General features: G+C 61.2%; 23 protein-coding genes. 7 read left to right on the top strand and 16 right to left on the bottom strand.

All coding sequences use genetic code 11. From position 1 onward, the window contains the following. Window positions 1-5: 5 nt before the first annotated feature. The 6 genes from ACMYUN_RS04070 to ACMYUN_RS04045 form a co-directional block, all read right to left on the bottom strand. Complete coding sequence (locus ACMYUN_RS04070; RefSeq protein ID WP_415762984.1) at window positions 6-1,022, bottom strand: arginine N-succinyltransferase; 1,017 nt, start codon at window positions 1,020-1,022, stop codon at window positions 6-8. A 118-nt stretch (window positions 1,023-1,140) separates the two neighbouring features. Beyond that, window positions 1,141-2,490 (bottom strand): APC family permease, encoded by a 1,350-nt coding sequence (locus ACMYUN_RS04065; protein ID WP_415762982.1) that lies wholly within the window; start codon window positions 2,488-2,490, stop codon window positions 1,141-1,143. Between the two features lie 68 nt (window positions 2,491-2,558). Next, a complete protein-coding gene (locus tag ACMYUN_RS04060; protein ID WP_415762980.1) occupies window positions 2,559-3,311 on the bottom strand; it encodes an N-formylglutamate amidohydrolase in 753 nt (250 codons plus the stop codon). Next, a complete protein-coding gene (locus tag ACMYUN_RS04055; RefSeq protein WP_415762978.1) occupies window positions 3,295-4,626 on the bottom strand; it encodes a glutamine synthetase in 1,332 nt (443 codons plus the stop codon). Before ACMYUN_RS04055 ends, ACMYUN_RS04060 begins: the two co-directional genes overlap by 17 nt. Continuing rightward, a complete protein-coding gene (locus tag ACMYUN_RS04050; RefSeq protein ID WP_415762976.1) occupies window positions 4,623-5,267 on the bottom strand; it encodes an isochorismatase family cysteine hydrolase in 645 nt (214 codons plus the stop codon). The genes ACMYUN_RS04055 and ACMYUN_RS04050 overlap by 4 nt, the downstream gene beginning before the upstream one ends. 2 nt (window positions 5,268-5,269) lie before the next feature. Then, on the bottom strand, window positions 5,270-6,124 hold the full coding sequence (locus ACMYUN_RS04045) for a MurR/RpiR family transcriptional regulator (RefSeq protein ID WP_130000178.1): 855 nt from the start codon (window positions 6,122-6,124) through the stop codon (window positions 5,270-5,272). Window positions 6,125-6,441: 317 nt separating this feature from the next. Between ACMYUN_RS04045 and ACMYUN_RS04040 the strand changes: the two genes are divergently transcribed. Then, window positions 6,442-7,011 carry a histidine phosphatase family protein gene (locus tag ACMYUN_RS04040; RefSeq protein WP_415762974.1) on the top strand — a complete coding sequence of 190 codons (570 nt, stop codon included), beginning with the start codon at window positions 6,442-6,444 and terminating at the stop codon, window positions 7,009-7,011. Continuing rightward, entirely contained in the window at window positions 7,011-7,766 is a 756-nt protein-coding gene (cobF, locus tag ACMYUN_RS04035; RefSeq protein ID WP_415762972.1) for a precorrin-6A synthase (deacetylating), read from the top strand. Before ACMYUN_RS04040 ends, cobF begins: the two co-directional genes overlap by 1 nt. Window positions 7,767-7,985: 219 nt before the next feature. On the opposite strand, the gene ACMYUN_RS04030 is transcribed toward cobF, so the two are convergent. Genes ACMYUN_RS04030 through ACMYUN_RS04020 form a run of 3 tightly spaced genes read right to left on the bottom strand, consistent with a single transcriptional unit; the run spans window position 7,986 to window position 10,567 of the window. After that, window positions 7,986-9,167, bottom strand: coding sequence for an acetyl-CoA C-acetyltransferase (locus ACMYUN_RS04030; RefSeq protein ID WP_415762970.1), 1,182 nt, complete (start codon window positions 9,165-9,167; stop codon window positions 7,986-7,988). An 11-nt stretch (window positions 9,168-9,178) separates the two neighbouring features. Then, window positions 9,179-9,844 (bottom strand): CoA transferase subunit B, encoded by a 666-nt coding sequence (locus ACMYUN_RS04025; RefSeq protein WP_039762320.1) that lies wholly within the window; start codon window positions 9,842-9,844, stop codon window positions 9,179-9,181. Window positions 9,845-9,868: 24 nt separating this feature from the next. Continuing rightward, on the bottom strand, window positions 9,869-10,567 hold the full coding sequence (locus ACMYUN_RS04020) for a CoA transferase subunit A (protein WP_076567492.1): 699 nt from the start codon (window positions 10,565-10,567) through the stop codon (window positions 9,869-9,871). A 283-nt stretch (window positions 10,568-10,850) separates the two neighbouring features. Here ACMYUN_RS04020 and ACMYUN_RS04015 point away from each other — a divergent pair, with 283 nt between their 5' ends. Then, the gene (locus ACMYUN_RS04015; protein ID WP_415762969.1) at window positions 10,851-11,747 is read left to right on the top strand and encodes a LysR substrate-binding domain-containing protein; all 897 of its coding nucleotides are present in this window, start codon (window positions 10,851-10,853) and stop codon (window positions 11,745-11,747) included. 19 nt (window positions 11,748-11,766) lie between these two features. On the opposite strand, the gene ACMYUN_RS04010 is transcribed toward ACMYUN_RS04015, so the two are convergent. The 6 genes from ACMYUN_RS04010 to ACMYUN_RS03985 form a co-directional block, all read right to left on the bottom strand. After that, entirely contained in the window at window positions 11,767-12,609 is an 843-nt protein-coding gene (locus tag ACMYUN_RS04010) for an NAD-dependent protein deacetylase (RefSeq protein ID WP_039762325.1), read from the bottom strand. Between the two features lie 54 nt (window positions 12,610-12,663). Then, window positions 12,664-13,710, bottom strand: coding sequence for a class I SAM-dependent methyltransferase (locus tag ACMYUN_RS04005; RefSeq protein ID WP_039762328.1), 1,047 nt, complete (start codon window positions 13,708-13,710; stop codon window positions 12,664-12,666). Between the two features lie 149 nt (window positions 13,711-13,859). Further along, a complete protein-coding gene (locus tag ACMYUN_RS04000; RefSeq protein ID WP_415762967.1) occupies window positions 13,860-14,906 on the bottom strand; it encodes an NAD(P)/FAD-dependent oxidoreductase in 1,047 nt (348 codons plus the stop codon). After that, complete coding sequence (locus tag ACMYUN_RS03995; protein ID WP_415762966.1) at window positions 14,893-17,076, bottom strand: hypothetical protein; 2,184 nt, start codon at window positions 17,074-17,076, stop codon at window positions 14,893-14,895. The genes ACMYUN_RS04000 and ACMYUN_RS03995 overlap by 14 nt, the downstream gene beginning before the upstream one ends. A gap of 219 nt (window positions 17,077-17,295) precedes the next feature. Further along, window positions 17,296-18,606, bottom strand: a complete 1,311-nt coding sequence (locus ACMYUN_RS03990) for an ATP-binding protein (RefSeq protein ID WP_039762335.1) — start codon at window positions 18,604-18,606, stop codon at window positions 17,296-17,298. Continuing rightward, complete coding sequence (locus tag ACMYUN_RS03985; RefSeq protein ID WP_039762337.1) at window positions 18,603-19,343, bottom strand: response regulator; 741 nt, start codon at window positions 19,341-19,343, stop codon at window positions 18,603-18,605. Before ACMYUN_RS03985 ends, ACMYUN_RS03990 begins: the two co-directional genes overlap by 4 nt. Window positions 19,344-19,639: 296 nt before the next feature. Here ACMYUN_RS03985 and ACMYUN_RS03980 point away from each other — a divergent pair, with 296 nt between their 5' ends. The 3 genes from ACMYUN_RS03980 (at window position 19,640) to ACMYUN_RS03970 (ending at window position 21,530) form a co-directional block, all read left to right on the top strand. After that, the gene (locus ACMYUN_RS03980) at window positions 19,640-19,903 is read left to right on the top strand and encodes a DUF2790 domain-containing protein (protein WP_016775158.1); all 264 of its coding nucleotides are present in this window, start codon (window positions 19,640-19,642) and stop codon (window positions 19,901-19,903) included. A 33-nt stretch (window positions 19,904-19,936) separates the two neighbouring features. Next, window positions 19,937-20,233: a hypothetical protein gene (locus ACMYUN_RS03975; protein ID WP_415762963.1), complete on the top strand. Its 297-nt coding sequence runs from the start codon at window positions 19,937-19,939 to the stop codon at window positions 20,231-20,233. Between the two features lie 85 nt (window positions 20,234-20,318). Beyond that, entirely contained in the window at window positions 20,319-21,530 is a 1,212-nt protein-coding gene (locus tag ACMYUN_RS03970; protein WP_310408872.1) for a cytochrome c biogenesis protein DipZ, read from the top strand. Between the two features lie 18 nt (window positions 21,531-21,548). Here ACMYUN_RS03970 and ACMYUN_RS03965 read toward each other — a convergent pair whose 3' ends face one another. Beyond that, complete coding sequence (locus ACMYUN_RS03965; RefSeq protein WP_415762961.1) at window positions 21,549-22,010, bottom strand: GNAT family N-acetyltransferase; 462 nt, start codon at window positions 22,008-22,010, stop codon at window positions 21,549-21,551. 230 nt (window positions 22,011-22,240) lie between these two features. Between ACMYUN_RS03965 and ACMYUN_RS03960 the strand changes: the two genes are divergently transcribed. Beyond that, on the top strand, window positions 22,241-23,053 hold the full coding sequence (locus ACMYUN_RS03960; RefSeq protein WP_130000141.1) for a class I SAM-dependent methyltransferase: 813 nt from the start codon (window positions 22,241-22,243) through the stop codon (window positions 23,051-23,053). Window positions 23,054-23,116: the final 63 nt, after the last annotated feature.

Raw genomic sequence — 23,116 nt, 5'->3', positions numbered from 1 at the left:
GCGGCTCACAGTGCGACCAACCGTATCGAACTGCCGTCGCTGACGTTCAGTGCCGAGCAGATGGCAGGCGTCAGTGGCAGCGGTTGGTCGGGCTGATAGTCGAGTTCGGTGACGATCGCTCGGTAGCCATGCAGGGCGTCGTTGCTCAGCAGGTAACGGCCACAGGCGTCAGTCGATGCTTGTTGGCGGACGACGGCGGTCTGGCTGTCAGCGATCGAGCGAATGTTCGCGGTGCGCGCATAGAGGGTCGGGCCGGCGTCGAACAGGTCGATGTAGCTGTTGGTTTCGAAGCCCTCGCGTTCAAGGATATCGAATGCTTCCTGGCCGTCCGGATGCACGCGGCCAATACAGTCCTGCGCCGCTTGCGGCAGCATCGGCACATAGATCGGGTATTGCGGCATCAGTTCGGCAAGGAACGTGCGGCTCTGTAACCCGCACAAACGCTCGGCTTCCGCGTAGGGCAGATCGAAGAAATGCTTGCCCAGCGCATCCCAGAATGGCGAATGCCCCTGTTCGTCGCTGTAGCCGACGATCTCGGTGATCACCGCCTCGGAGAACCGCTGCGCATGCGCGGCAATGAACAGCAGGCGCGCCCGCGACAGCAGTTCGGAAAACGGCGTGCGCACCAGCGTGGCGTCGATGTGGAAACCGCGCAGCAAGGTATGCCCGCTAAGGTCATGGCACAGCGACAACGCCGGCACGCCGTGCTCGATGTTCAATTCCCTCGAAGCGCTGGTGAAATGGCGGTTGCGCAGGCTGTAGAACGGCTCCTTGAAACCGGCGGTGGCAAGGATTTCCGAGCAGCCGACCAGTTGCTGGCGTTCGAGATCTTCGAGCACGAAGAAATAGTTCTCCGGCCCCTGCGCTGCCGCGGCGCTGTCGAAAGACACGCACGACGCGGCGATTTTCTCGCGCAGGTGTTCGCTGTCATCCGGCAGCGAAGTCACGCCGATCAGGCTCTCGCGAGCCAGGCGCTGTAGCTGGGGCAGATCATTCTGCTCGACTGGGCGTAAGACCAGCATGGATGTACTCCTGTATCAAAAGGTTCGGCCCGTTCGCCGAACCTGACTATCACTGTCGGTTTCCACGCGTTGAATCGGCGGTCGCCTGATTTGTTGTCAGACGCCGCTCTTTTTCTTGTCAGCCTTTGCTCGGATCGGGCAGCGCAGTGCTGGCGCCGAGCTTGTTGAGGAAGAACAGGTACATCAGGCCCAGGGCAATCCAGATCAGACCGAGTTTCTGCGCATCGACGCCCATGTTGTACATGATGGCGGCGACGATGATGAAGCCGATCACCGGGCAGAGCAGATGGCGTACAACTTGCCCGGATTTCTGCCGACGCCAGTAGTGGTTGATCACCGTCAGGTGCAGCAGCATGAAACCGCTGAGTGCGCCGAAGTTGATCAGCGAGGTGAGAATGTCCACCGCATTGAGGAACAAGTAGCAGATCAGCAGCGACAGCACCGCCACCAGATAAATGCTCAGGTACGGCGTGTTGTGTTTCGGGTGAACCCTGGCCAGCACCTTCGGCAGTTTGCCGTCGCGGGCCATGCCGAACAGCAGACGCGACACCGCAGCCTGCGAGGTGATCGCCACCGCGACGCCCCACGCCAGTGCTGTCGCCACCGCAGTCAGCGTTGCCAGCCAGCTGCCGGCGGCGATTTCAGCGATTTCATAGAAGGCGGTGTCGGCGGACTTGAAGCCCATGCCCGCCGCCAGATCGGTGGCAATCCACGTCTGTACCACGAAAATCGTGCCCATCACCGCCAGCGTGATCAGCGCTGCCTTACCGACGCTGCGGCCGGGGTCTTCCTTGATTTCTTCGGCGAGGGTCGAGATCGCATCGAAGCCGAGGAACGACAGCACGGCGATCGACACCGCTTGCATCAGCAGGGCGAAGTTGAAGGTTTCCGGGTGATACAGCGGCGCCATGGTCAGCTCGCCGTTACCGCCACCGTTGTGCAGGGCGTTCCAGGCGTAGAACAGGAAGATGCCCAGCACCACCAGTTGTGCCAGCAGGAACAGGATGTTCATTCGCGCGGTGAAGGTGATGCCGCGCAGGTTGACGAATGTCGCGCTGACCAGGAACGCCAGAATGAAGCCGACCTTGGGGATGTCCGGGTACAGGTGGTTGAGCGCCATCGCCGCATACAGGTACAGCAGCGGTGGAATCAAAAGGTAATCGAGCAGCATCAGCCAGCCAGCGATGAAACCGACGTGTTGGTTAAGGCCGCGTTGCGCGTAGGAATACACCGAGCCTGCTATCGGAAAGGCCTTGGCCATGCTGCCGTAACTCAGCGCGGTGAACAGCATCGCGACCATGCCGATGATGTACGCCAGCGGCACCATCCCCGGTGCTTCGGCGTTGACGTAGCCATACACACCGAACGGGGCGATGGGGATCATGAAAATCATCCCGTACACCACCAGATCGGTCAGCGTCAGGCTACGTTTCAACTCTTGCTTGTAGCCGAATTCTTCAATTTCCATGAAGCGCAACTCCTTGTCAGCCATCGGTCGTATTAGTTGTTCTATCGGTCCATCATTTACCGCGATTCCTACAGCAAAGGCGCGAGGTAGCCGGCCCAGCGCGATACGGCTTCGGGGCTGCGCAGCAAGTCATTGCGCACCTCGATCAGCACTGCTTCAAGGCCGCGGGCGTCGCCGTGCACCGGCACGGTCATATCGCCCAAGGGATCAATTCTGTACGGCTGGTTGCCCGCCACCTTCAGCGGGTGCGCTTGCAGCCCGTCGAGCAGACGCTCGGCATAGTCTTTGGCCTGGCCGAACAATACGCCGACTTCCAGTGGTCGCCGCTGGCCGTAATACACCGGGGTAAAACTGTGAATACCGACCACACGCACCGGCCGGCCTTGGGCAATGCGCTCGTCGATCAACGTCTGCAAGCGCGCATGAAACGGTTTGAACAGCGTTTGGCGCCGGTACTCTCGGGCCGCTTCGTCCAGATCGCGATTGCCGGGTATCTGGTAGACCTCGCTTTGCAGCGGGATGCTGTCCGGCGCATGGCGCGGTCGGTTGAGGTCGATCAACAGCCGTGAATAATTGGCGCTGAGCAGGGTGGCGCCAAGCTGTTGCGACAACTGTTCAGCCAGTTGCAGCGCGCCGATGTCCCAAGCGATGTGTTCGCGCGCGGCCGCCTCGTCCAGGCCCAGGTTATTCAGGGCTTCGGGGATGTAACGACTGGCGTGCTCGCACACGAGGATCAACGGATTCGTCGAGTCCTCGCGGCTCAGGTTGTAGACCGGTCGGGTGTACAACCCCAGCTCGGCGGATTCAGTACAGGCGTGCATAGTGCTCACACAGGTCAGCGGGCGAGAGCTGTTCCGTCAGCGCCAGTTCCTCGGTTTTCAGGGCGTAATAAGTGTCGAGCAACGGCTTGGGCAGCCATTCGTTGAAGGCTGCACTGTCACGCAGGCAATCCAGCGCCTGGGCCAGCGAGGCGGGCAGGGCGACGATGCCCCGGGCCTTGCGTTGCTCGTCGTTGAGTGAATCGGGAATTTCATCGGTAACCGCGTTCAGCGCCAGACGCTGTTCGATGCCCAGCCGCCCGGCGATCAGCAACGCGGCCATGGCCAGATGCGGCGAGGCGGTGGCGTCCATGGCGCGGAATTCCAGGTTGAACTGCTGCGCGGCAGACTTGCCGCCCAAGGTCACAGTCGGGCAGATGCGCAGCGCCGCTTCACGGTTCTGCTGCCCCAGGCAGGCGTACGACGCGCTCCAGTGGTGCGGCTGCAATCGCTGGTACGACAGCGGCGTCGGCGCGGTGAACGCGCACAGCGCCGGCAGATAATGCAGGACGCCGGCAGCCCAGTGCTGGCCGATGCTCGACAGGCCGTTGCTGGTGCCAGCCTCGTACAGCATCGGCTGGCCGGCCAGATCGAGCAGGCTCACGTGCAGGTGCACACCGTTGCAAACCGCTTCGGCGGCGGTCTTCGGCGCAAAACTCAGATCCAGGCCCATTTGCCGGGCGATTTCCCGGGTGATTTCCCGCACGTTGACCGCGCGATCGGCCGCCGCGACGCCAAGGGTCGGGCGGCAGGTGATTTCGTATTGGTGCTTGCCGTATTCCGGCAGGAACATTTCCGGCTCGACGCCGCCGGCGCGCAGGGCGCTGAGCAGCCAGCCGCCGAACTCGGCGCCTTGACGCTGTGCTTCAAGAGAGAACGCAGCATGTTCGGCTACGCCCGCGTGCAGGTTGAACTCATGTTCGAAGGCGGCGTTGACTTGCAAACCCAGCTCATCGCGATAGCGTTCGATTTCATCGCGCAACAGCGTACGTGGGCAGGCGCCCCAGGCTTGACCGTCGGTCTCGCGAATATCGGCGTGGATGAAATCCAGCACCGGCGCATTGGCGTCGGGGCCGTTGCCGACGGTCACGCGGCTGTCCAGGTCGGGTATCAGCCGCAGGTCGCCATACGCGCCCCAAGGACTGCTCGAGGCGATGATGTCTTGCGGCGTCAACGCACTGTTGGCCGGAACCCAGCCGCAACCTGCTGCCTGGTAGTGCTCCAGTTCATCGGTAGGAAACGAGCGGCCACGGGTAATGCCGATCAGGTCGGTGGTGACCAGCGTAGTCATCGGCAGCGGCGTCAGGCGTGCGCTCATGGCTGCATCTCCCGTAAACGGCCAAGCACGGTTTCAGTGTCGGTGATCCAGCAGTAACCCTTGATCGCGTTGAGGCAGGCGTGGTGGCGTTCGGCTGTGTAAGTGGCGCAGGCGTCTTCGACCAGCGTCACCAGATAGCCCCGGTCGGCAGCGTCGCGCACGGCCATGTCGACACATTGGTCGGTGACGATGCCAGCGATGATCAGATGACGGGTCTGCAGGTTACGCAGTACGTAGTCGATGTTGGTCGAGTTGAACACCCCCGAGGAGGTCTTTGGCAGCACGATTTCGTTCTCGGCCGGGGTCAGTTCAGCGATGACCTGCGCTTGCGCGCTGCCCTTGGGCAGGTGCATGTCCGACAGCTTGTGATCCAGCGAACGGTCGCGACCGTCGGCGGTCAGGCTTTCGATGATGGTGTGCAGTACGTTTTGCCGCGCCTGGCGAAAGGCGCCGAGCAGACGTTGCTGGTTGGGCACCACCTGGCTGCGCGCGCGGTGGAGAAAATATTCGGCCTCCGGCCCGCTCAGGTGCGGGTCGAATTGCGGCTCGAGCCAGGCGCGCTGCATGTCTACCAGCAACAAAGCGGTGTGGTCGAACGCAAACGGCAGGTCCCGTGGCGAGCGGTGGGGAAGGCTGAACATCCTTATTTTTCCTCCATCAGGTGAGTCGCAAAGTCATTGCGCAGGGCATCGATGCCTTCCAGGCGATCGGCCGGGTCCGGCACGCGCAAGGTCAGGCAGGCAATCAGCGCCTCGACCTGCGCCAGCGCCGGCACCATGGTGTCGAACGGCGAGGCCGACTCCACCGGCGCGCTGATGATCAAGTCGGCCAATTCGCGCAGCGGCGAGGCGTAGACATCGGTGAACAGCACTACCCGCGCGTTATTGTTCTTCGCCGCCTGCGCAACGCGCAGGGCTTGGGTCTGGTAACGCCGGTAGTCGAACACCAGCACCACGTCCTGGCGTTGCAGATCGTATAAACGATCAGGCAGCAGGGCGTTGTCTTCGAGGGCGAAGCAGCCGGGACGCAGCAGACGCAGGTGGTTGAGCAGGTAATTGGCCATCAGAATGCTGAAACGGCCACCGAAGCAGTACACCTGATGGCGGCTATCGAGCAGCCACTCCACGAGGATGCGCACGTCTTCGGGTTGGGTCAGGGCTTGAGTGTCGACCAGCAAACGTTGACTGTCGGCCAGATAGTGCGCCCATGCATCGTCCTTGTTCTGCTGCGAACGCGGCTGCAACAGCGTGCGTGGCGAGCGCAGGCGATGGTCCATGTCGCTGAGCAAGGCTTCCTGGAATTCAGCATAACCGCCGAAACCGAGCTTTTTCACCAGACGCACGATGGTCGGGTCGCTCACACCGGCATGTTCGGCGAGCCGCGCCATAGGCCCTAGACCGTTGCGCGGATACTGATCGAGCAGGGCGCGGACGACTTTGCGCTCTGACGGCGTCAAGTCCAGGCCAGGGTCGGTGATCAGGTCTCTGAGAGGGGGCATCCGGGCTCCTGCTGGATGGGGTGTCGAATTCGTTTCACAATCCGTTAAAAGAGTATTTATGTAATGTGCGCTACATGTCTAGCGAATTTTTGTATAGGTTCAGCGAGCACCAAAAGCGTGCAAGGCGCCCGTTTAATAAGGCTTAGGCCGGAGTCGCTCAGTGTTGTAGTCCATTGCCGATGGCGGTGTCAGACATTTCGTATAGACGAGTGAGCGCCTGGCAGGCGGTCACGCTCAGGGCCTCCGGTTTGCGGCACAATGACTAGCGGATCGGCTCTGCCGTCGCTTGTTTCAACTTTCAACCGAGAAACCTGCTTGTGCCAAGTAGCCGTTTGACATTGATTTGCCATGCACGAACCGTCGCACAGAAACTGGCGCGTTTTCCTACGAATGAGCCTGTTGAAGATTTGCCTGAGGTTTCTGACGCGTTCAAGGCGCGGTTCGCCCCGCCACGGCAGTTGATTTGCGGGCCGGAGTTGCGGACTCGGCAAACAGCAGCGTGGTTGGGGGCCGATGCCGAAATCGACCAGAGCCTGCGCGATTGCGATTGGGGACACTGGCACGGCCAATCGATCAAGGATTTGCAGGCCAATCACGCCGACGCGTTGCAAGCCTGGCTGGCCGATCCAGAAATGATGCCCCATGGCGGCGAATCGGTCTCGCAACTGATGCAGCGAGTAGCGACGTGGCTGGACACAATCGCTGCAACGCCGGGGCATGTCGTGGCAATCACTCATCCGTTCGTCATGCGCGCAGCGCTGACGCAGGTGCTGCAAAGCGCGGCGTTCAATGCGATCGACATCGAGCCGCTGGCGACGATCGACCTGCGCTTCAATGGCATCTGGCGCCTACGCTTGCCGGGCATGGCCCTCGAAGAGGAATTCTGATGAAACAGCTGCTGGTCATCGGCATCGGCGCCGGCAATCCTGACTACATCACGATGCAGGCGGTGAAAGCGCTGAACCGGGTCGATGTATTCTTCCTGCTGGATAAAGGCCAGAGCAAGCAGACGCTGATCGATCTGCGCCGCGAGATTTGCGAGCGCTACATTACCGATCACGCTTATCGCTTCGTCGAAGCCAGCAGTCCGGAGCGCGAGCGCGGCGATGTCGACTACACGGCGAGCGTCGATACACTGAACCGCGCCAAGCAACAGACCTTCGAGCGGCTGATCGATGAAGAATTGTCTGACGGCCAGTGCGGCGGTTTCCTGATCTGGGGCGATCCGGCGCTGTACGACAGCACGTTGCGGATTCTTCAGGCGATCCAGTCATCAGGCCGCCGTGAGTTTGAATACGAGGTGATACCGGGGATCACCAGCGTTCAGGCCCTGGCTGCGCAGCACAAAATACCCTTGAACACGATTAGCCGCTCGGTAGAAATCACCACAGGCCGGCGTTTGGCGGCGGGGCAGGTGAGTGAGACGGACAGTCTGGTGGTGATGCTCGATGCCGAAGATTCCTATCAGCAGGTGGCAGATCGGCAGACCGAGATTTTCTGGGGCGCTTACCTGGGCACGCCAGACGAGATACTGATCCGCGGCAGGCTGGCGGATGTGGCCGATGAGATCAAACGGGTGCGCAAAGCGGCGCGGGCGGAGCATGGGTGGATCATGGATACCTATCTGCTGCGCAAGCCTTGAGTGGTTGGCGGCTGAACAAGCGCTTTCGCGAGCAGGCTCGCTCCCACAGAGAAATGCGTTGAAGAATGTGGGAGCGAGCCTGCTCGCGAAGGGGCCAGAACATTCACCGCCGATTTGGGACAGGCAAAAAGAAACCCGGTGCAACGCAAATCGCACCGGGTTTTTTGTTGCCAGCCAACAGCGGATGTCGTGGATCCGCCGTCAACCTTGAACTCTGTATCAGGCGCGTTCCAGCGCCAAAGCCACGCCCTGACCGCCGCCGATGCACAGGGTCGCCAGACCTTTTTTCGCATCGCGTTTGAGCATTTCGTGCAGCAATGTCACCAGCACGCGGCAGCCTGATGCGCCGATCGGGTGGCCGAGGGCGATGGCGCCGCCGTTGACGTTGACCTTGGCCAGATCCCATTGCAGGTCCTTGGCCACGGCCAGCGATTGCGCGGCGAACGCTTCGTTGGCCTCGATCAGGTCGAGCTGATCGATGCTCCAGCCGGCCTTGTCCAGGCAGCGGCGGGTGGCCGATACCGGGCCTATGCCCATGATCGCCGGGTCGACGCCAGCATTGGCGTAGGCAGCGATTTTCGCCAGAACCGGCAGGCCCAGCGCTTTGGCTTTCTCGGCACTCATCAGAATCACGGCAGCAGCGCCATCGTTCAGCGATGAGGCGTTGCCAGCGGTGACACTGCCGTCCTTTTTGAACGCGGGGCGCAGTTTCGCCAAGGATTCTGCGGTGGTATCGCCGCGTGGCTGCTCATCGACCTTGAACGCCACCGGATCGCCTTTGCGCTGGGGAATCAGGATCGGCGTGATTTCATCAACGAAGCGCCCGGCCTCGATCGCAGCCGCAGCTTTTTGCTGGGACGCGGCAGCGAAGGCGTCCTGCTGTTCGCGGCTGATCTCATACTTTTCGACCAGATTCTCGGCAGTGATGCCCATGTGGTAATCGTTGAACGCATCCCACAGGCCATCGCTGATCATGGTGTCGACGATTTGCGCGTGGCCCATGCGCAGACCGGTGCGGGCGCCCGGCATGATGTAGTTGGACAGGCTCATGTTTTCCTGGCCGCCGGCAATGATCACCTCGGCGTCGCCGCAACGAATCGCCTGCGCGCCCAGATGCAGCGCCTTCAGGCCCGAACCGCAGACCTTGTTCAGGGTCATCGCCGGTACCGCGTGGGGCAGACCAGCCTTGATCGCGGCCTGACGTGCCGGGTTCTGCCCGGCACCGGCGGTCAGCACCTGACCCATGATCACTTCATCGACCTGCGCACCGTCCAGTCCGGTCTGCTCGAGCAACTGGCGGATCACCGCCGCGCCCAGATCGACTGCGGATACATTGGCCAGAGAGCCCTGAAAACTGCCGATCGCGGTACGCGTGGCGGCAACAATGACGACGTCTTGCATTTTCGAATTCCTCACTCGGCAGCGAACTGCATTTCCGGTACGTGATCCGGGACGATCAGTTTACCAGCGGTTTTGGCGACGATTTCTTCAACGCTGACGCCAGGTGCGCGTTCCTTGAGGACAAAAGCGCCATTTTCGATTTCCAGATAGGCGAGGTCAGTCAGCACGCGTTTGATGCAACCGGCGCCGGTCAGCGGCAGGCTGCATTTGGCCAGCAGCTTGGACTCACCGTCCTTCGATGCGTGGGTCATGATGACAATGATGTTGTCGGCACCGGCCACCAGATCCATGGCGCCGCCCATGCCCTTGACCAGCTTGCCCGGGATCATCCACGAAGCGATGTTGCCTTCGACGTCCACTTCAAAGGCACCAAGGACGGTCAGGTCGACATGGCCGCCGCGGATCATCGCGAAGGATTCGGCGGAATTGAAGATCGACGCGCCGATTCGCGCAGTCACGGTTTGTTTGCCGGCGTTGATCATGTCGGCATCGATGGTTTCTTCGGTCGGGAACGGGCCCATGCCGAGCAGGCCGTTTTCCGATTGCAGCATGACTTCCATGCCTTCGGGGATGTAGTTGGCGACCAGGGTCGGAATGCCGATGCCGAGGTTGACGTAGTAGCCGTCCTGCATTTCGCGGGCGACGCGCTGAGCCATTTGTTCGCGGGTGAGTGCCATGTTGTTGTTCTCCGTAGGCCTGAATTATTTGCGGATGGTGCGCTGTTCGATGCGTTTTTCGAACGTGCCGCAAATGACCCGGTCGACGTAGATGCCCGGGGTATGGATTTGCGTCGGGTCGAGTTCGCCGGGTTCGACGATTTCTTCGACTTCGACCACGGTGATCTTGCCGGCGGTGGCGGCCAGCGGGTTGAAGTTCTGCGCGGTGTGGCGGTAAACGACGTTACCGAAATGGTCGGCCTTCCAGCCTTTGACGATGGCGAAGTCGCCGGTGATGGACTCTTCCATCAGGTACTTTCGCCCTTTGAATTCACGCACTTCCTTGCCTTCGGCAACCGGGGTGCCGACGCCTGTGGCAGTGAAGAACGCCGGAATGCCGGCACCGCCCGCGCGCATCTTCTCGGCCAGGGTGCCTTGCGGGGTGAGGATGACTTCGATGTCGCCCTTGAGCAGTTGCTCTTCGAACAGTTTGTTTTCGCCGACGTAAGAGGCGATGACTTTGCTGATTTGGCGGTCGGTGAGCAGCACGCCGAGGCCGAAGCCGTCGACGCCGCAGTTGTTGGAAACCACGGTGAGGTCACGGGTGCCCTTGCGCTTGATCTCGGCGATCAGGTTTTCCGGAATGCCGCACAGGCCGAAGCCGCCGGCGATGACGGTCATGCCGTCTTCCAGCCCGGCCATCGCTTCCTCGTAGGAATACACACGCTTGTCGAAACCTGCCATAGGCACCTCTTTTATTATTTGCGGGCGGCTGGCTAGCCGAATGACTGGAGTGTCGCTCTGTGGGATATATTTGTTAAGTTGATTTTTACGGTTGATTGATTGATAAAACTCACCAGTGGCTGAGATGATCGTTCCCATGCTCTGCGTGGGAATGCCTCTAGGGACGCTCTGCGTCCAGTGACGTGGAGCGTCACGGGCTGCGTTCCCACGCAGAGCATGGGAACGATCAGTAATCACGACTTGCAGCTTAAAGCTTGACGCTTGCAACTGGAGCAAAGCGACCATGACCATCAAACAGATCCGTGCCTTTCTCGCCGTCGCCCATAGCCTGAGCTTTGCCGTGGCTTGCGAGCGCTTGCACCTGTCGCAATCGGCGCTCAGCCTGACCATCAAAGCGCTGGAAGAGGGCCTCGGCGGTCGACTGTTCAGCCGCAACACCCGGAATGTCGCGCTGACCCCGGAAGGCGAGTCTCTGCTGCCGCTGGCGCGCCGGTTGATTGCCGACTGGGACAACGCCGAAGACGAAATGCGTCAGCGTTTCAGCCTGCAACGGGGGCGCGTGACGCTGGCGGCGATGCCTTCGTTCGCCGGCAATCTGCTGCCGCCGATCCTCAAGACTTTTCGCGCGCGTTATCCAAACGTCAACGTGACGGTCAATGACGTGATCAACGAGCAGGTGCTGGAAATGGTCCGCGATCGCCAGGTCGAGCTTGGCGTGGCGTTCGCGCCGATGCAAAGCACTTCGATGAACTTCACACCGTTGTATGTCGACCGTTTTGTCGCTGTGGTGCCAGCGGATTCAGCGTTGGCCGAGCGCTCTGATATCGACTGGCAAACCCTGCTGCAGGAACCGTTCATCACCCTGCAGCGGCCATCGACGGTGCGGGTCATGCTGGAAGAGCATCTGCAGGCGCGTGGAATGAAATTGCCGGTGGAATTCGAAAGTCACCAATTGGCAACGGTCGGCCGGATGGTGGCCAGCGGGCTCGGAGTCAGCGCGGTGCCGGCGTTGTGTGCGGGGCAAATGCGCGAGCTGGGCGCGCACTGTCTGACCTTGAATGATTCGGTCGAGCGGGCAATTGGTGTGTTGACCGAACCGGGCAATGAGCTGTCGGCGGCGGCGCAGGCCTTGTTCGATATTCTCCAGCAGGAAAACCTGAGTGAACGTCTATTTCCCTGATCTCCCCTGCAATAGAGTTTCAGGCGTCGAGTCGCTGTGCCAGCAACGGCAGCAGCGCTTCGCATGATCCTTCAATCTTCAAATCGAGCAGATCATCCGCGCGGGTTTTGCCCAGGTTGATCGCAATCAGCGGCTTGCCCCGTTCGGCGATGACCCGGCACAGGCGAAACGCCGAATACGCCATCAACGACGACCCCACCACCAGCAACCCCGCTGCATTCTCGGCAGCCGCCATCGCCCGTGCCGCCGTCGGCTGCGCCACGTTTTCGCCGAAAAACACTACATCCGGCTTCATCCGCTCACCTGCGCAATGGGGGCACTGCGGCACCTGAAAGCGCGCTTCAAATGCTGGATCCAGCAAGGTATCGCCATCCGGCGCCTGCATCGCGTCGACGCCTCTCAAATAGGGGTTCTGTGCTTCCATCTGCTGCTGGATCACATCGCGCTGGCTGCGCTGCCCGCAATCCAGACACAGCACACGATCCAGCCTGCCATGCAGTTCGATGACATCGTGGCTACCGGCCTGATCGTGCAGGGTGTCGACATTCTGCGTGATCAACGCGCTGATCCGGCCTCGCTGCTGCAGCGTCGCCAGCGCCTCATGCGCGGCGTTCGGCCGGGCCTGGCGCACGCGCGGCCAGCCGAGCATCGCCCGTGCCCAGTAGCGCCGGCGTGATTCCGGGGCGGCGAGAAACTCCTGATACATCATCGGCTGCCGCCCGCGACGGACGCCGTCGCTGTCGCGGTAGTCCGGAATCCCCGAGGGCGTGCTGATGCCAGCGCCGGTCAATACCAGAAAATTATCCTCGGCCATGGCCTGCAATAGCGTGTCGAAGTGTTCGCGGATCGGGCTGTCAAGCATGCTCAGCACTCCAGAATGGGCAGTGCCCGCAGGTTAGCACGCGATCCGCATCGGTTACTTGCGCGCCTCCAGAATCAGGTTGAACGGTGTCTGCGTGGCGCGACGGAACTGCTTGAACCCAGCCTCGGTGAATACCTTGCGCAAGCGCATTTCCCCGGCTTGTGCACCGAGCCCCAGGCCGACTTCCTGAGACAGCGAATTGGGTGTGCAGATAAATGTCGAGGCGGCGTAGAACAGACGCCCGACCGCGTTGAGATTGTCGTCCAGTTTGTCGTTGGCGAACGGTTCGACCAGCAACACCGTGCCATCGTCTTTCAGCGATGCGTAAGCATGCCGAGCAGCACCGACCGGGTCGCCCATGTCGTGCAGGCAGTCGAAAAAGCAAATCAGGTCGTAGTCGCCACGGGGGTAGTTTTTTGCCGTGCCCTCGAAAAATGTGGCGCGGTCGCCCACACCACCTTCTTCGGCGCGTTGCGTGGCGACCGTGACTGACGGCGCGTGGAAGTCGAAGCCGAAAAACTGCGATTTGGGAAACGCCTGAGCCATGATCACCGTCGAGGCGCCGTGTCCGCAGCCGACGTCGGCAACCTTGGCGCCGCGCTCCAGTCTGGCCACTACACCGTCCAGTGCCGGTAGCCATTCAGCGATCAGATGACCTTTGTAGCCGGGGCGGAAGAAGCGTTCGGTGCCGCTGAACATACAGGGGTGGTGATCGCCCCAGGACAGACCACCATTGCCGCGCATGGCTTTGACCAGTTTGTCTTTATCATGGAAAAACGACGCCACCACGCCGAGTCCACCGGCGACGTACACGGGGGAATCTTCCACGGCGAGCGCCAGCGCCTGTTCTTCCGGCAAGCGAAACTGACCGTCAAGGTGTTCCATATAGCCCGATGCGGCATGGGCGCTGAGCCATTCGCGCACCAGGCGCGGATTGCAGGTGGTTTTGGCTGCGAGGGCTTCGGGGCTGATCGGTTGGCTGTCGGCCATGGCCCGGTACAGACCGAGCTCTTCGCCAACGATGACATTGGCCAGCATCGCCGCGCCACCCATGTCGTTGACCAGTTTGCCCATGAATTCGTTGAGCTTCGCCTCATTCATCACGTGTGCTCCTGAAACAGGATCACCGTCCGGCGGCGTTGAATGTCGAGGCAGGCGCCACCGGGCGGTGGTCACGGATAGGGGCAGGGCACAGCAGAAGTCCTGCGGCCCCCTCGACTGGGTAATGAATGAGTCTAGACTCCTTTTGCTCAATCAGTGCCCAGCCATCGGGGCGGGAACGGGTGTTGACCATAGAAACTGCGCAGCTGTGTCAGGTCGTGTTCATACCAGCAGCGCAGCCATCGCTGATACTGTGCTTGTGCGAGCGGTCGCAGTAGCGGTCGGAACCAGCCGTCGTGAATGGCTTGAGCGGCCTGCATGCCGCTCATCAACGCCTTGAGCACCCCGTGCGCCGAAGCCGGGTCGAGCCGGCTTGCAGCATCACCCACAAGAAAGTACCCATCACCGGCCACAACCTCGCTTATGCGCCAGCTCACATCCGCACCGCGTATCGGGCCCGCCTGCGGTAATGCCTGCAGGTCTGCGGGCAATATTCGCAGGCAAGGATTTATCCCCGGCGTAGCCTCGGCTTCCAGCGTCAGGTGTGTCCAGTGCAGCAACTGTGCCTTGACCTGAGCGATCCAGGTCCAGCCATCAGGGGTAGCCAGCAAATGCGGATGGCTTGCGTAGGGCTCGCAGCGACCCTGCAAATAACCGTAGCGAGCCACCAACGCAGGAGAATCGATTTGTTCCGTCAGGTGCAGTTTGCGGCCAAGCCAGCCGGTAGCTCCACTGGCGTCGATCAAATACGAGGCAGAAAGGCAGCCGCTGTCGGTCTCCACACCGATGACTCGGCGCCCATGGGTGAGCACCTGCTGCGCCCGACATGGCTGATACACCTCGACCCCCGTGGACGCCGCTTGCTGCAACAACGCCCTGTCCAATTGCGCGCGGCTGATATGGAAGCCGCGCCATGGGCCATTTGCATCCGTGCCGAAAGCGTTGAAACGCGCCGGGCCGTGCCAGTGCACCCATTGGCCTTCAAAGGGCAGAGTCGACGAGGCACCGAGCAGATCGGCGATGCCGAGCTGTCGCAATAACGGTTCGATCCCCGGATGCAGGCTTTCGCCGGGGCGGAATCGGGGAAACGCGTGCCGTTCGAGCAAAGCCACGCGCAACCCTCGGCGGGCACAACTGATGGCGCTGGCGCAGCCCGCAGGGCCTGCGCCAATCACCACAACATCAAAGTGTTTCATCAGCGATCTGCCAGGCCCCTGCATCCTGTTTCATCAGGATGGTATCGGCGCTGACGAACAACAGGACCTGTCGCTCCACTTCGACGTGACGCAATTTGAAATCATCATCGGCAGTGCTGACAGCCCCGCGCTTGTACATCGAAAAACGCTGCACCCAGCCCTCGAGAACAACGCCGGCTTCCTGCTGGGCCGTATCGAGTTCGTTGTCCGGTTGCTGCACCTCGAGAAACGACAGCAGCGGCCAGGCATTGCGCTGGGCGTTGTCATCGTCAGCGCCAAGCACCTGATAAACCCGATGCATCGAAACGACCCGCCGCTCATACGCGGGTTGTGATGTGCGGCCGGTCAGGCTCAGGGAAAAAAGCCCGTCCAGGGCGACCTGGGTGTAATCGGCGTGGGCATAGGCGTGGTACTGGGCAAACAGGCGATTGTCTTGAACGATGAGTTGCGGACCCGGCTGATCGTCCCAGGCAATGGCTCCGTGCTGGTTAATTTCCTGATCGGTCAACGGGATGATGGTGTGCAGACTTGAACGTGGTTCGAAAACGCGCACCGAGTCCGGTGCCACCCCCGGCCAGAAGGAGCCCAGAGCCGCGCAGATTTTCGCATCTTCGGGAAACGGGCTTGCCATCTGATAGCCGGCCAACACATTGATCCATTGCGCATCGGAAGTTTTCTGTCGAATCCAGCCTACTTCCCAGCCCGGACCGAAAACCCCGGCGGCGCCGTCGGGCAGCGAGGAAGGTCGCGAACTCTGAGCGAGCGGCATATGCGATGACGCGCGCAGGCGCGGTTCAGCCGAAGCGACAATCGCCGTCACCCCTCGATCCTTGTCAGAAAACAACTGATCCTTGAAATTCAGGTTGGCGCAATACCGCACGTTGGAAAGCGCTTCGAGGCGGGCGTGCCAAATGTCGGGATCGGGGAAAAGCGGCTCTTCGCGGACCCAGCGCAGCAGTTTGCGCTGACTGCACAGTGGGTAAAAATCCGGAGGGCCGATAATCGAATAGGCAGCCACCGTCGGCAGCAGGTCGTTGAGGACCGGGCAGTGTGGCCGAACCCATCCGTCAGCTGTCGCGTCTTGGTAGTGCAGGGCCTCATAACCGCCTGCACGCACCAGCGCTTCGACATCGGGGTGGTTGTTCAAATCATTGATGCTGCCGTCTGCGTCAACCTTGTGTCGGCCATGCACCATGCCGCCGGTGTTGGCTGGCATCAGAAACGATAGCGGTCGGCCCTCGAGTCTGGCGGGCTCGACCAGCCGTGCTTTCGGCTCTGGCAGCAGCAGGCCGGTGCCGAAATCCTCCACAGTTGCCCAGGCAGCCAGATCATCGGTCACGACAAAGGGCGGCTGGCTGATCTGCGGTTCCGCCCAGCCGGTGCCACTGTGACGTAAATGGATGTGCCGCAACTTCTCGTTGATCTGATGATTTTCCAGGGTCACCGCCAGTTGCAGGCCGGCCAGGCACTGGTCGCCATCGAACAGCTTGTGCAGCGGCACCCAGAAATCCAGCTCGGGATCGACGTCGGCCTGAAAGTCCATCGGCCCGAAGCGCTGCGCATCACCACGCAATTGCATGGCAATGTACGCGCTGTAGCGCACCGGCATGACCCGGATGCCATGGGCGTCGCCGTCGACAAAGGGCAGGAAGCATCGCTGTCTGGCGTCATACCGGGCAGGCATCGTGCCGACGCGGGCAATGCCGGTGCGCGAAAAGCAAAGATCGGCGTGTCGGCCGTGCACGGTGTCGGCCGCGCAGCGATATTCACTGGCAAAGGCCACTACCGCCAAGGGCGCGCCAGCGGCGGTCAGGCGCAGTTGATCGAGGGTGGGCGGGGCGATGCTGTAGACATAGTTCAGAACGGTTTCGATTTCGCCCTGAGTCGGCAACAGCAGCAGATCCGTTCCGGTTTCGTCGACGGTCACTTGCGGTGATGCCAGCGCGTGATACAGCAAGCTGCGCGAGGGCGCCGCCGCTTCGATTGCGCAGACTCCGTCGGGGTCGAAATCTTCGAATCCGCTCAGGCAGCGATTAACCGTCAGTGGTCGTCGCAGCTCGGCTGCCAGTGGCTCTGCCAACAGATCAAGGCCATGGGCCAACATCAGCGAACGCCAGCCGCCGGGCGCCAGCCGATGACATACCTGGGTGACGGATTCGAGCAGAGTCATGGCTGATCCTCGTTACGGTTCGCGAGCCGTCATCAAACAGCACAGGGCAGACGCCTCGCTACTGTCAGGTCTGACAGTAGCGAGGCGTCTGCGCATGCATAACCATAGGGGGCTTCGCCCGGGCGCAACAGTCGGGAAATTCCGGCGAGGTTGTAGGCAGATGCCTGCTGTTCGGATGGAAACAGCAGGGCGGCAGGAGGGAAATTTAAACAGTGGCTGTCAGCCGTGCAGCGGCAACTTCAGTTCAGCGCACAGCCCGCCGCCTTCACGATTGCTCAACAGCAGCGAGCCACCCAGCGCCATCGCCAATTGCTGGGCGATCGCCAATCCGAGCCCGGTACCGCCGGTGTCGCGATTGCGCGAGTTTTCCACGCGGTAGAACGGTTCCAGCACCTGCGCCAGTTCGGCCTCGGCGATGCCCGGGCCGCGATCAAGGACTTTCACCGACAGGCTGTTGCCCTGCGCTTCGACCTGCAATTGCGCGGCGCCGGCGAATTTCAGGGCGTTGTCGGTCAGGTTCACCAGCACCCGACGCAGGGCTTGCGGACGGGTTTCGATTACCGCTTTGCTTTTGCCGCCGAGCTGCACGTCCTTGCCCATGTCCTGATAGTCGAAGACCAGGCTGTCAAGGAACGAGTCGAGATCGGTACGGCGGCTTTCTTCGGTGGCGCCGTGAATGCTGCGGGCATACGCCACGCCTTCGCGCACCAGATGCTCGATCTCGCCGAGATCGCTGCTCAGTTTGTCTTTCTCGACCGAGTCGTCCATGAACTCTGCGCGCAATTTCATCCGGGTGATCGGCGTTTGCAGGTCATGGGAAATCGCCGCCAGCAGTTGCATGCGTTCTTTGAGGTAGGCGGCGATGCGCGTCTGCATTGCGTTGAAGGCCCGTGCGGCGTGGACCACTTCGGTCGGCCCTTGCTCGTCGAGTTTGATCGGGTGGGCGTTGGGGTCGAGGGTTTCCACCGCGTTTGCGAGGCGGGTGAGGGGACGGATGGCGATGCGCACGGCCAGCCAGGTGCAGAGGATCAGCAACGCCAGTTGGCCGAGCAGCACCACCGGCAACCACGGCGACAACGGCACCATCGCCGGACGGATATCGATGGTCACCGGGCTGCCGTCGCTCAGGCGCAAGTGGCCCTGGAAATGTTGTCTCGGACCGCCGGGAACTTCGGTAAACACGATGGGATAAGTGTCGCCGATGGCGGCCGTAATCGAGGCGATTGCAACGGACTTTTCAGCCGAGGTCACCGGCATGCCCGGTTCCCCCTCATTGAGCAGGTAGCCGTAGTTGCGCCGGGCCAGACGCGGCAACCAGGCTTCGCGTTCGGCGGCGGGCAGGCGATCGAGGATCGCCATCGAGGTCGAGACGTCGGTTTCGAGGTTGCCGAGCATGGTGCTTTTCGCGCTCTGGTAACGCTCGTAATACTGCGCGCCGAACGACAGGCCCTGCGCCAGAATCAGCCCGATCAGAAAGATCAGCGACAGGCGCGAGGCAAGGGTACGCGGCCATTGCAGCTTCAGTTTCATGCCGACGCCCCGAGCAGTTCGACCGGCAGCGAAAACACATAACCTTCACTGCGCACGGTCTTGATATAGGCCGGCTCACGGGCATCGTCGAGCAGCCGCTGACGCAAACGGCTCACCAGCAGATCAATGGAACGATCGAACAGATCGGCCTCGCGGCCCTGGGTCAGGTTGAGCAGTTGATCGCGGCTGAGCACTCGTTGCGGGTGGTCGAGAAATACCCGCAACAAGCGATATTCGGCGCCACTGAGAGCAACCATGGTGCCGTCACTGTCGAGCAGGTGCCGGGCCGAGGTATCCAGTTGCCAACGACCGAACGCCAGCAGACGTCCGGCTTCGGTGACCACCAGGTTCGGCGGCAACATGCGTGTGCGGCGCAACACAGCGTTGATCCGCGCCAGCAGTTCACGGGCGGCGAAGGGTTTGGTCAGGTAATCGTCGGCGCCCATTTCCAGGCCGATGATGCGGTCGGTCTCATCGTTGCGCGCGGTGAGCATCAGCACCGGCGTCGCCTTGTGTTTGCCGACGCGCAATTCGCGGCACAGCTGCAGACCATCGTCGCCGGGCATCATGATGTCGAGCACGATCAGGTCGACGGTATTGGCATCGAGAAAACTGCGCATCTGCCGGCCATCGGCGACGACTGTCGTGCGCAGACCGTTTTTCTTCAGGTAGTTGCCTACCAGTTCACGGATCTCGCGGTCGTCGTCGACGATGAGAATGTGATCGACATGTTCCATCGGTTCAAGCCTCTGTAAAAGGGGAATGCCGTGCAGTCTATAGCGCCGTTGACCGCACGCCTGCCTGCCTTTGTATTGCAGTGTATCTGCCGCAACGGCGGATACACACCGACGCAAAATCACGATTTTTTCGGGGTTTTGTATCCCTGTGTATCTACACACTGCATGGATACACAACGAGTGATTCTCGTCCTTTCCTGACACAGACGCGATACCTCGAAGGCCTCAAATAGGCTCCATCGAGGCACACACAGACCGCCTCGGCTCAAACCCACTGAAGCCTTGAGGACTACACCATGAACAACAAATCCGTATTCGCCGCCTGCCTGTTCGCCGCTCTGAACATCTGCACCCTGTCGGCCCACGCCGAAGCTGACGTCAGCCGGCAAACCTACACCTACGGCACGCATCTGGATATCCAGAAAGTGCTGTCGATGACCGAGGACACTTCGGTGACCTGCGGCATCACCGAAGCGCGCATGACCTACCTCGATTCAGCCGGCAAAACCCGCGAGCTGGATTACAGCAAATTCGCTGACGGCTGCAACAACCAGAACTGAGTCACCCCCACTTTTTCTGCAAGGAGTTTTGCCATGAACAACGTCTCGCGCTTTCTGACCGCAGCCGCCTTCGCCTACACCGGTGCCGCCGCTCACGCCAACAGTGCTGTAGAACAAAGCAGTTGCGCCAGCAGCACCTGCTTCCAGCTGACCACGGTAGCGAAGGAGGGCAGCGATGCCTTGATCGCCGCTGACGGCTCCAGCCGTACACCGCAGGGACAGACGCTTGCCGCTGATGGCTCAAGCCGCACGCCGCAGGGCCAACTGGTCGCGGAGAACGGTGCCAGTCGCACGCCGCAAGGGCAGTTGCTCGACGGCCAGACCGCATGAGCCATGGCGTAAATAAAGCAGGCTAGCGAGGGGCGTTTCCCTCGCTGCCCGGTTGCGCGCCCAGCCCCCATTTCAAGGTGACCCTATGTACCTCATCGCATTTCTCGGCGGTCTTCTCACCGTCCTCAGTCCGTGCATCCTGCCGGTGGTACCGTTTCTGTTCGCTGGCGCCAACCGTACACGCTCCTCGATCTTGCTGACCCTCGCCGGCATGGCATTGACCTTTGCGCTGATCTCCAGCCTCGCCGTGGTCAGCAGCGAGTGGGTGATCCAGGCCAGCAACACCGGCCGCCACATTGCCTTGTTCGTGATGGCATTGTTCGCCCTGTCGCTGATCTCGGCCCGGGTTGGTGACTGGTTGACCCGGCCCTTTGTCGCGCTGGGCAATCGCCTCGATCAAGACACGCGCAAACGAGCGGGGCCGATGGGCTCGATCATGCTCGGTGTCGCCACTGGCCTGTTGTGGGCGCCTTGTGCCGGGCCGATTCTTGGGGTGATTCTCACCGGCGCGATGCTGCAAGGCGCCAATGCGCAGACCAGCCTGTTGCTGCTGGCTTATGGCGTCGGCAGTGCCTTGTCCTTGGGTACGTTGATTTTCGCCGGGCGCGGTCTGGTCAATCGGCTGAAACCATCGATCCCGTTCAGTGGCTGGTTGCGCCGTGGTGCCGGGGTTGCGGTACTTGCTACGGTCGCGGTGATTTCGACCGGCGCTGACAAAACCCTGCTCGCCAGTACCTCTTCGGAAGGCGTGGCCAGCGTCGAGAAAAACGTTCTGGAGAACGTGCCGAAAGTGGTCGACTACTTTGTCAGCAAGGTCCGCGCCGATTCGATGCTGGACCAAGCCCAGGGCGCGATGCCGTCGCTGTCAGGCGCTGTGCAGTGGCTCAACTCGCCGGAGCTCAACGCTGAATCCCTGCGCGGCAAAGTGGTGCTGGTCGACTTCTGGACCTACGACTGCATCAACTGCCAGCACACCCTGCCGTACGTCAAAGACTGGGCGAAGAAATACGAGAAGGACGGCCTCGTGGTCATCGGCGTGCATACGCCTGAATACGGCTACGAGCGCATCATCGACAACGTCAAGGAACAGGTGAAAAAGCTCGGCATCACCTACCCGGTAGCGATCGACAACGACTACGCGATCTGGCGCCACTTCGACAATCAATACTGGCCGGCGCATTACCTCATCGACGCCAAGGGCCAGGTGCGTTACAGCCACTTTGGTGAAGGTCGCTATGCCGAGCAGGAGCAGATGATCAAGCAATTGCTGGAGGAGGCCAGGGCACCGGCCGCCTGATCAAGACAACGCAATGGCTCAGAGGTCGCGGACCATGAGCCATTGTGTTTTCTCCCACGCCCGGAAACGCTCCAAAAACTGCCAACCGCGTCTGCCGTAGTAGTCGTGTTTGTCCTGCGTATGCAGATACAGGCGCGCCACCCCGCGTTTTTTCGCCTCTTCGCATATCCCTTCAATCAACCGCTCGGCCAGGCCTTGACCCCGCGCCTCGGGATCCACGAAGACACAGGCCAGCCAGGGTCCGAGATCGGGTCGATCAGCGAGGTCATCCCGCGCCAGTGCCGCACCGCCGAGCAGTCGCTCACCGTCGAGGGCAATCAGGCATGACCAATCGCCATTGCTTTGGCCTTCGGCAAATTCTCGTTGCCATCGAGCCAAAGGTTGATCGGCGTATTCGTAATGAAATTGTTGGTGAATCCACGCCGCATAGCGATCGCTGTGCTGCATGTGTGCGGCGAGCCAATCCAGTTGCAATGCCATCAGTCAGATCCGTTTCAGAGGCGAACCGGCATCAGAAACCAATCCCGCGACGCTGGCAATGCGCAAGGTGTATCAGGTGCTTGACAGATTTGCGCCACTCATCGGCAAAGTGCCCTATTTCTGGGCTCGCCGGACGATTGACAGGGACGCCGGGCAGCCTCGGCGCGATAGTGAGCAAGCACGGTCCGCGTCGCAGCCTGTGCTTTCTCTCTGCCACGGAGCTCGCTGTCATGAGTACCCCGATTGATCTCACTGCCCTGAAGGAACGTCAGAAAGTTGCTTGGGCCAGTGGCGACTACGCCGTGATCGGTACCACCTTGCAAATCGTCGGCGAAAGCCTCGCCGAGGCCTGCGATCTGCGCTGCGATGAGCAAGTGCTGGATGTCGCCGCCGGTAACGGCAACGCAACCCTGGCAGCGGCGCGGCGCGGTTGTGTGGTGACTTCGACCGATTACGTCGCCGCACTGCTGGAGCGTGGTCAGGACCGCGCGCGGGCCGAGCATCTCGAGGTGATTTTTCAGGTAGCCGATGCCGAGGCACTGCCGTTTCCCGACGAGAGCTACGACGCCGTACTGTCCACGTTTGGTGTAATGTTTGCGCCCGATCAGGCGACTGCTGCGAGTGAGTTGGGACGGGTTTGTCGTCGCGGCGGGCGGATCGGGATGGCGAACTGGACGCCGGAGGGCTTCGTCGGGCAGATGTTCAAAATTCTCGGCCAGCATCTGCCACCGCCTGCGGTTGCCCAGCCACCATCGAACTGGGGCTCGGATGCATGGCTGCACAAGCAGTTCGATGATCGCGATTTTCTTGTTCGGGTCACCCGCAGCCAGTTCAATTTCCGCTATCGCTCGGCGGCGCATTTCATTGACATCTTCCGCCACTGGTACGGGCCGGTGCACAAGGCATTTGCGGTGCTGTCGCCGGAGGCCGGGCAAGCGCTGGAGGAGGATCTGACCGAGTTGCTCAACCGATCGAATCGAGCGGGAGAGACGTCACTGGTGGTGCCGAGTGAGTATCTGGAAGTGGTGATTACCAAGCGCTGACGTTCGATTCGATTCGTCAGGCTACGACAATCGAATGTGGGAGCGAGCAAGCCCGCTCCCACA

The organism is Pseudomonas sp. CP4, from assembly GCF_047758505.1.
GTDB classification, from domain to species: domain Bacteria; phylum Pseudomonadota; class Gammaproteobacteria; order Pseudomonadales; family Pseudomonadaceae; genus Aquipseudomonas; species Aquipseudomonas fluorescens_AO.
Note: the sequence above shows the minus strand (reverse complement) of the source record. Positions and strands in the feature narration are given on the sequence as shown.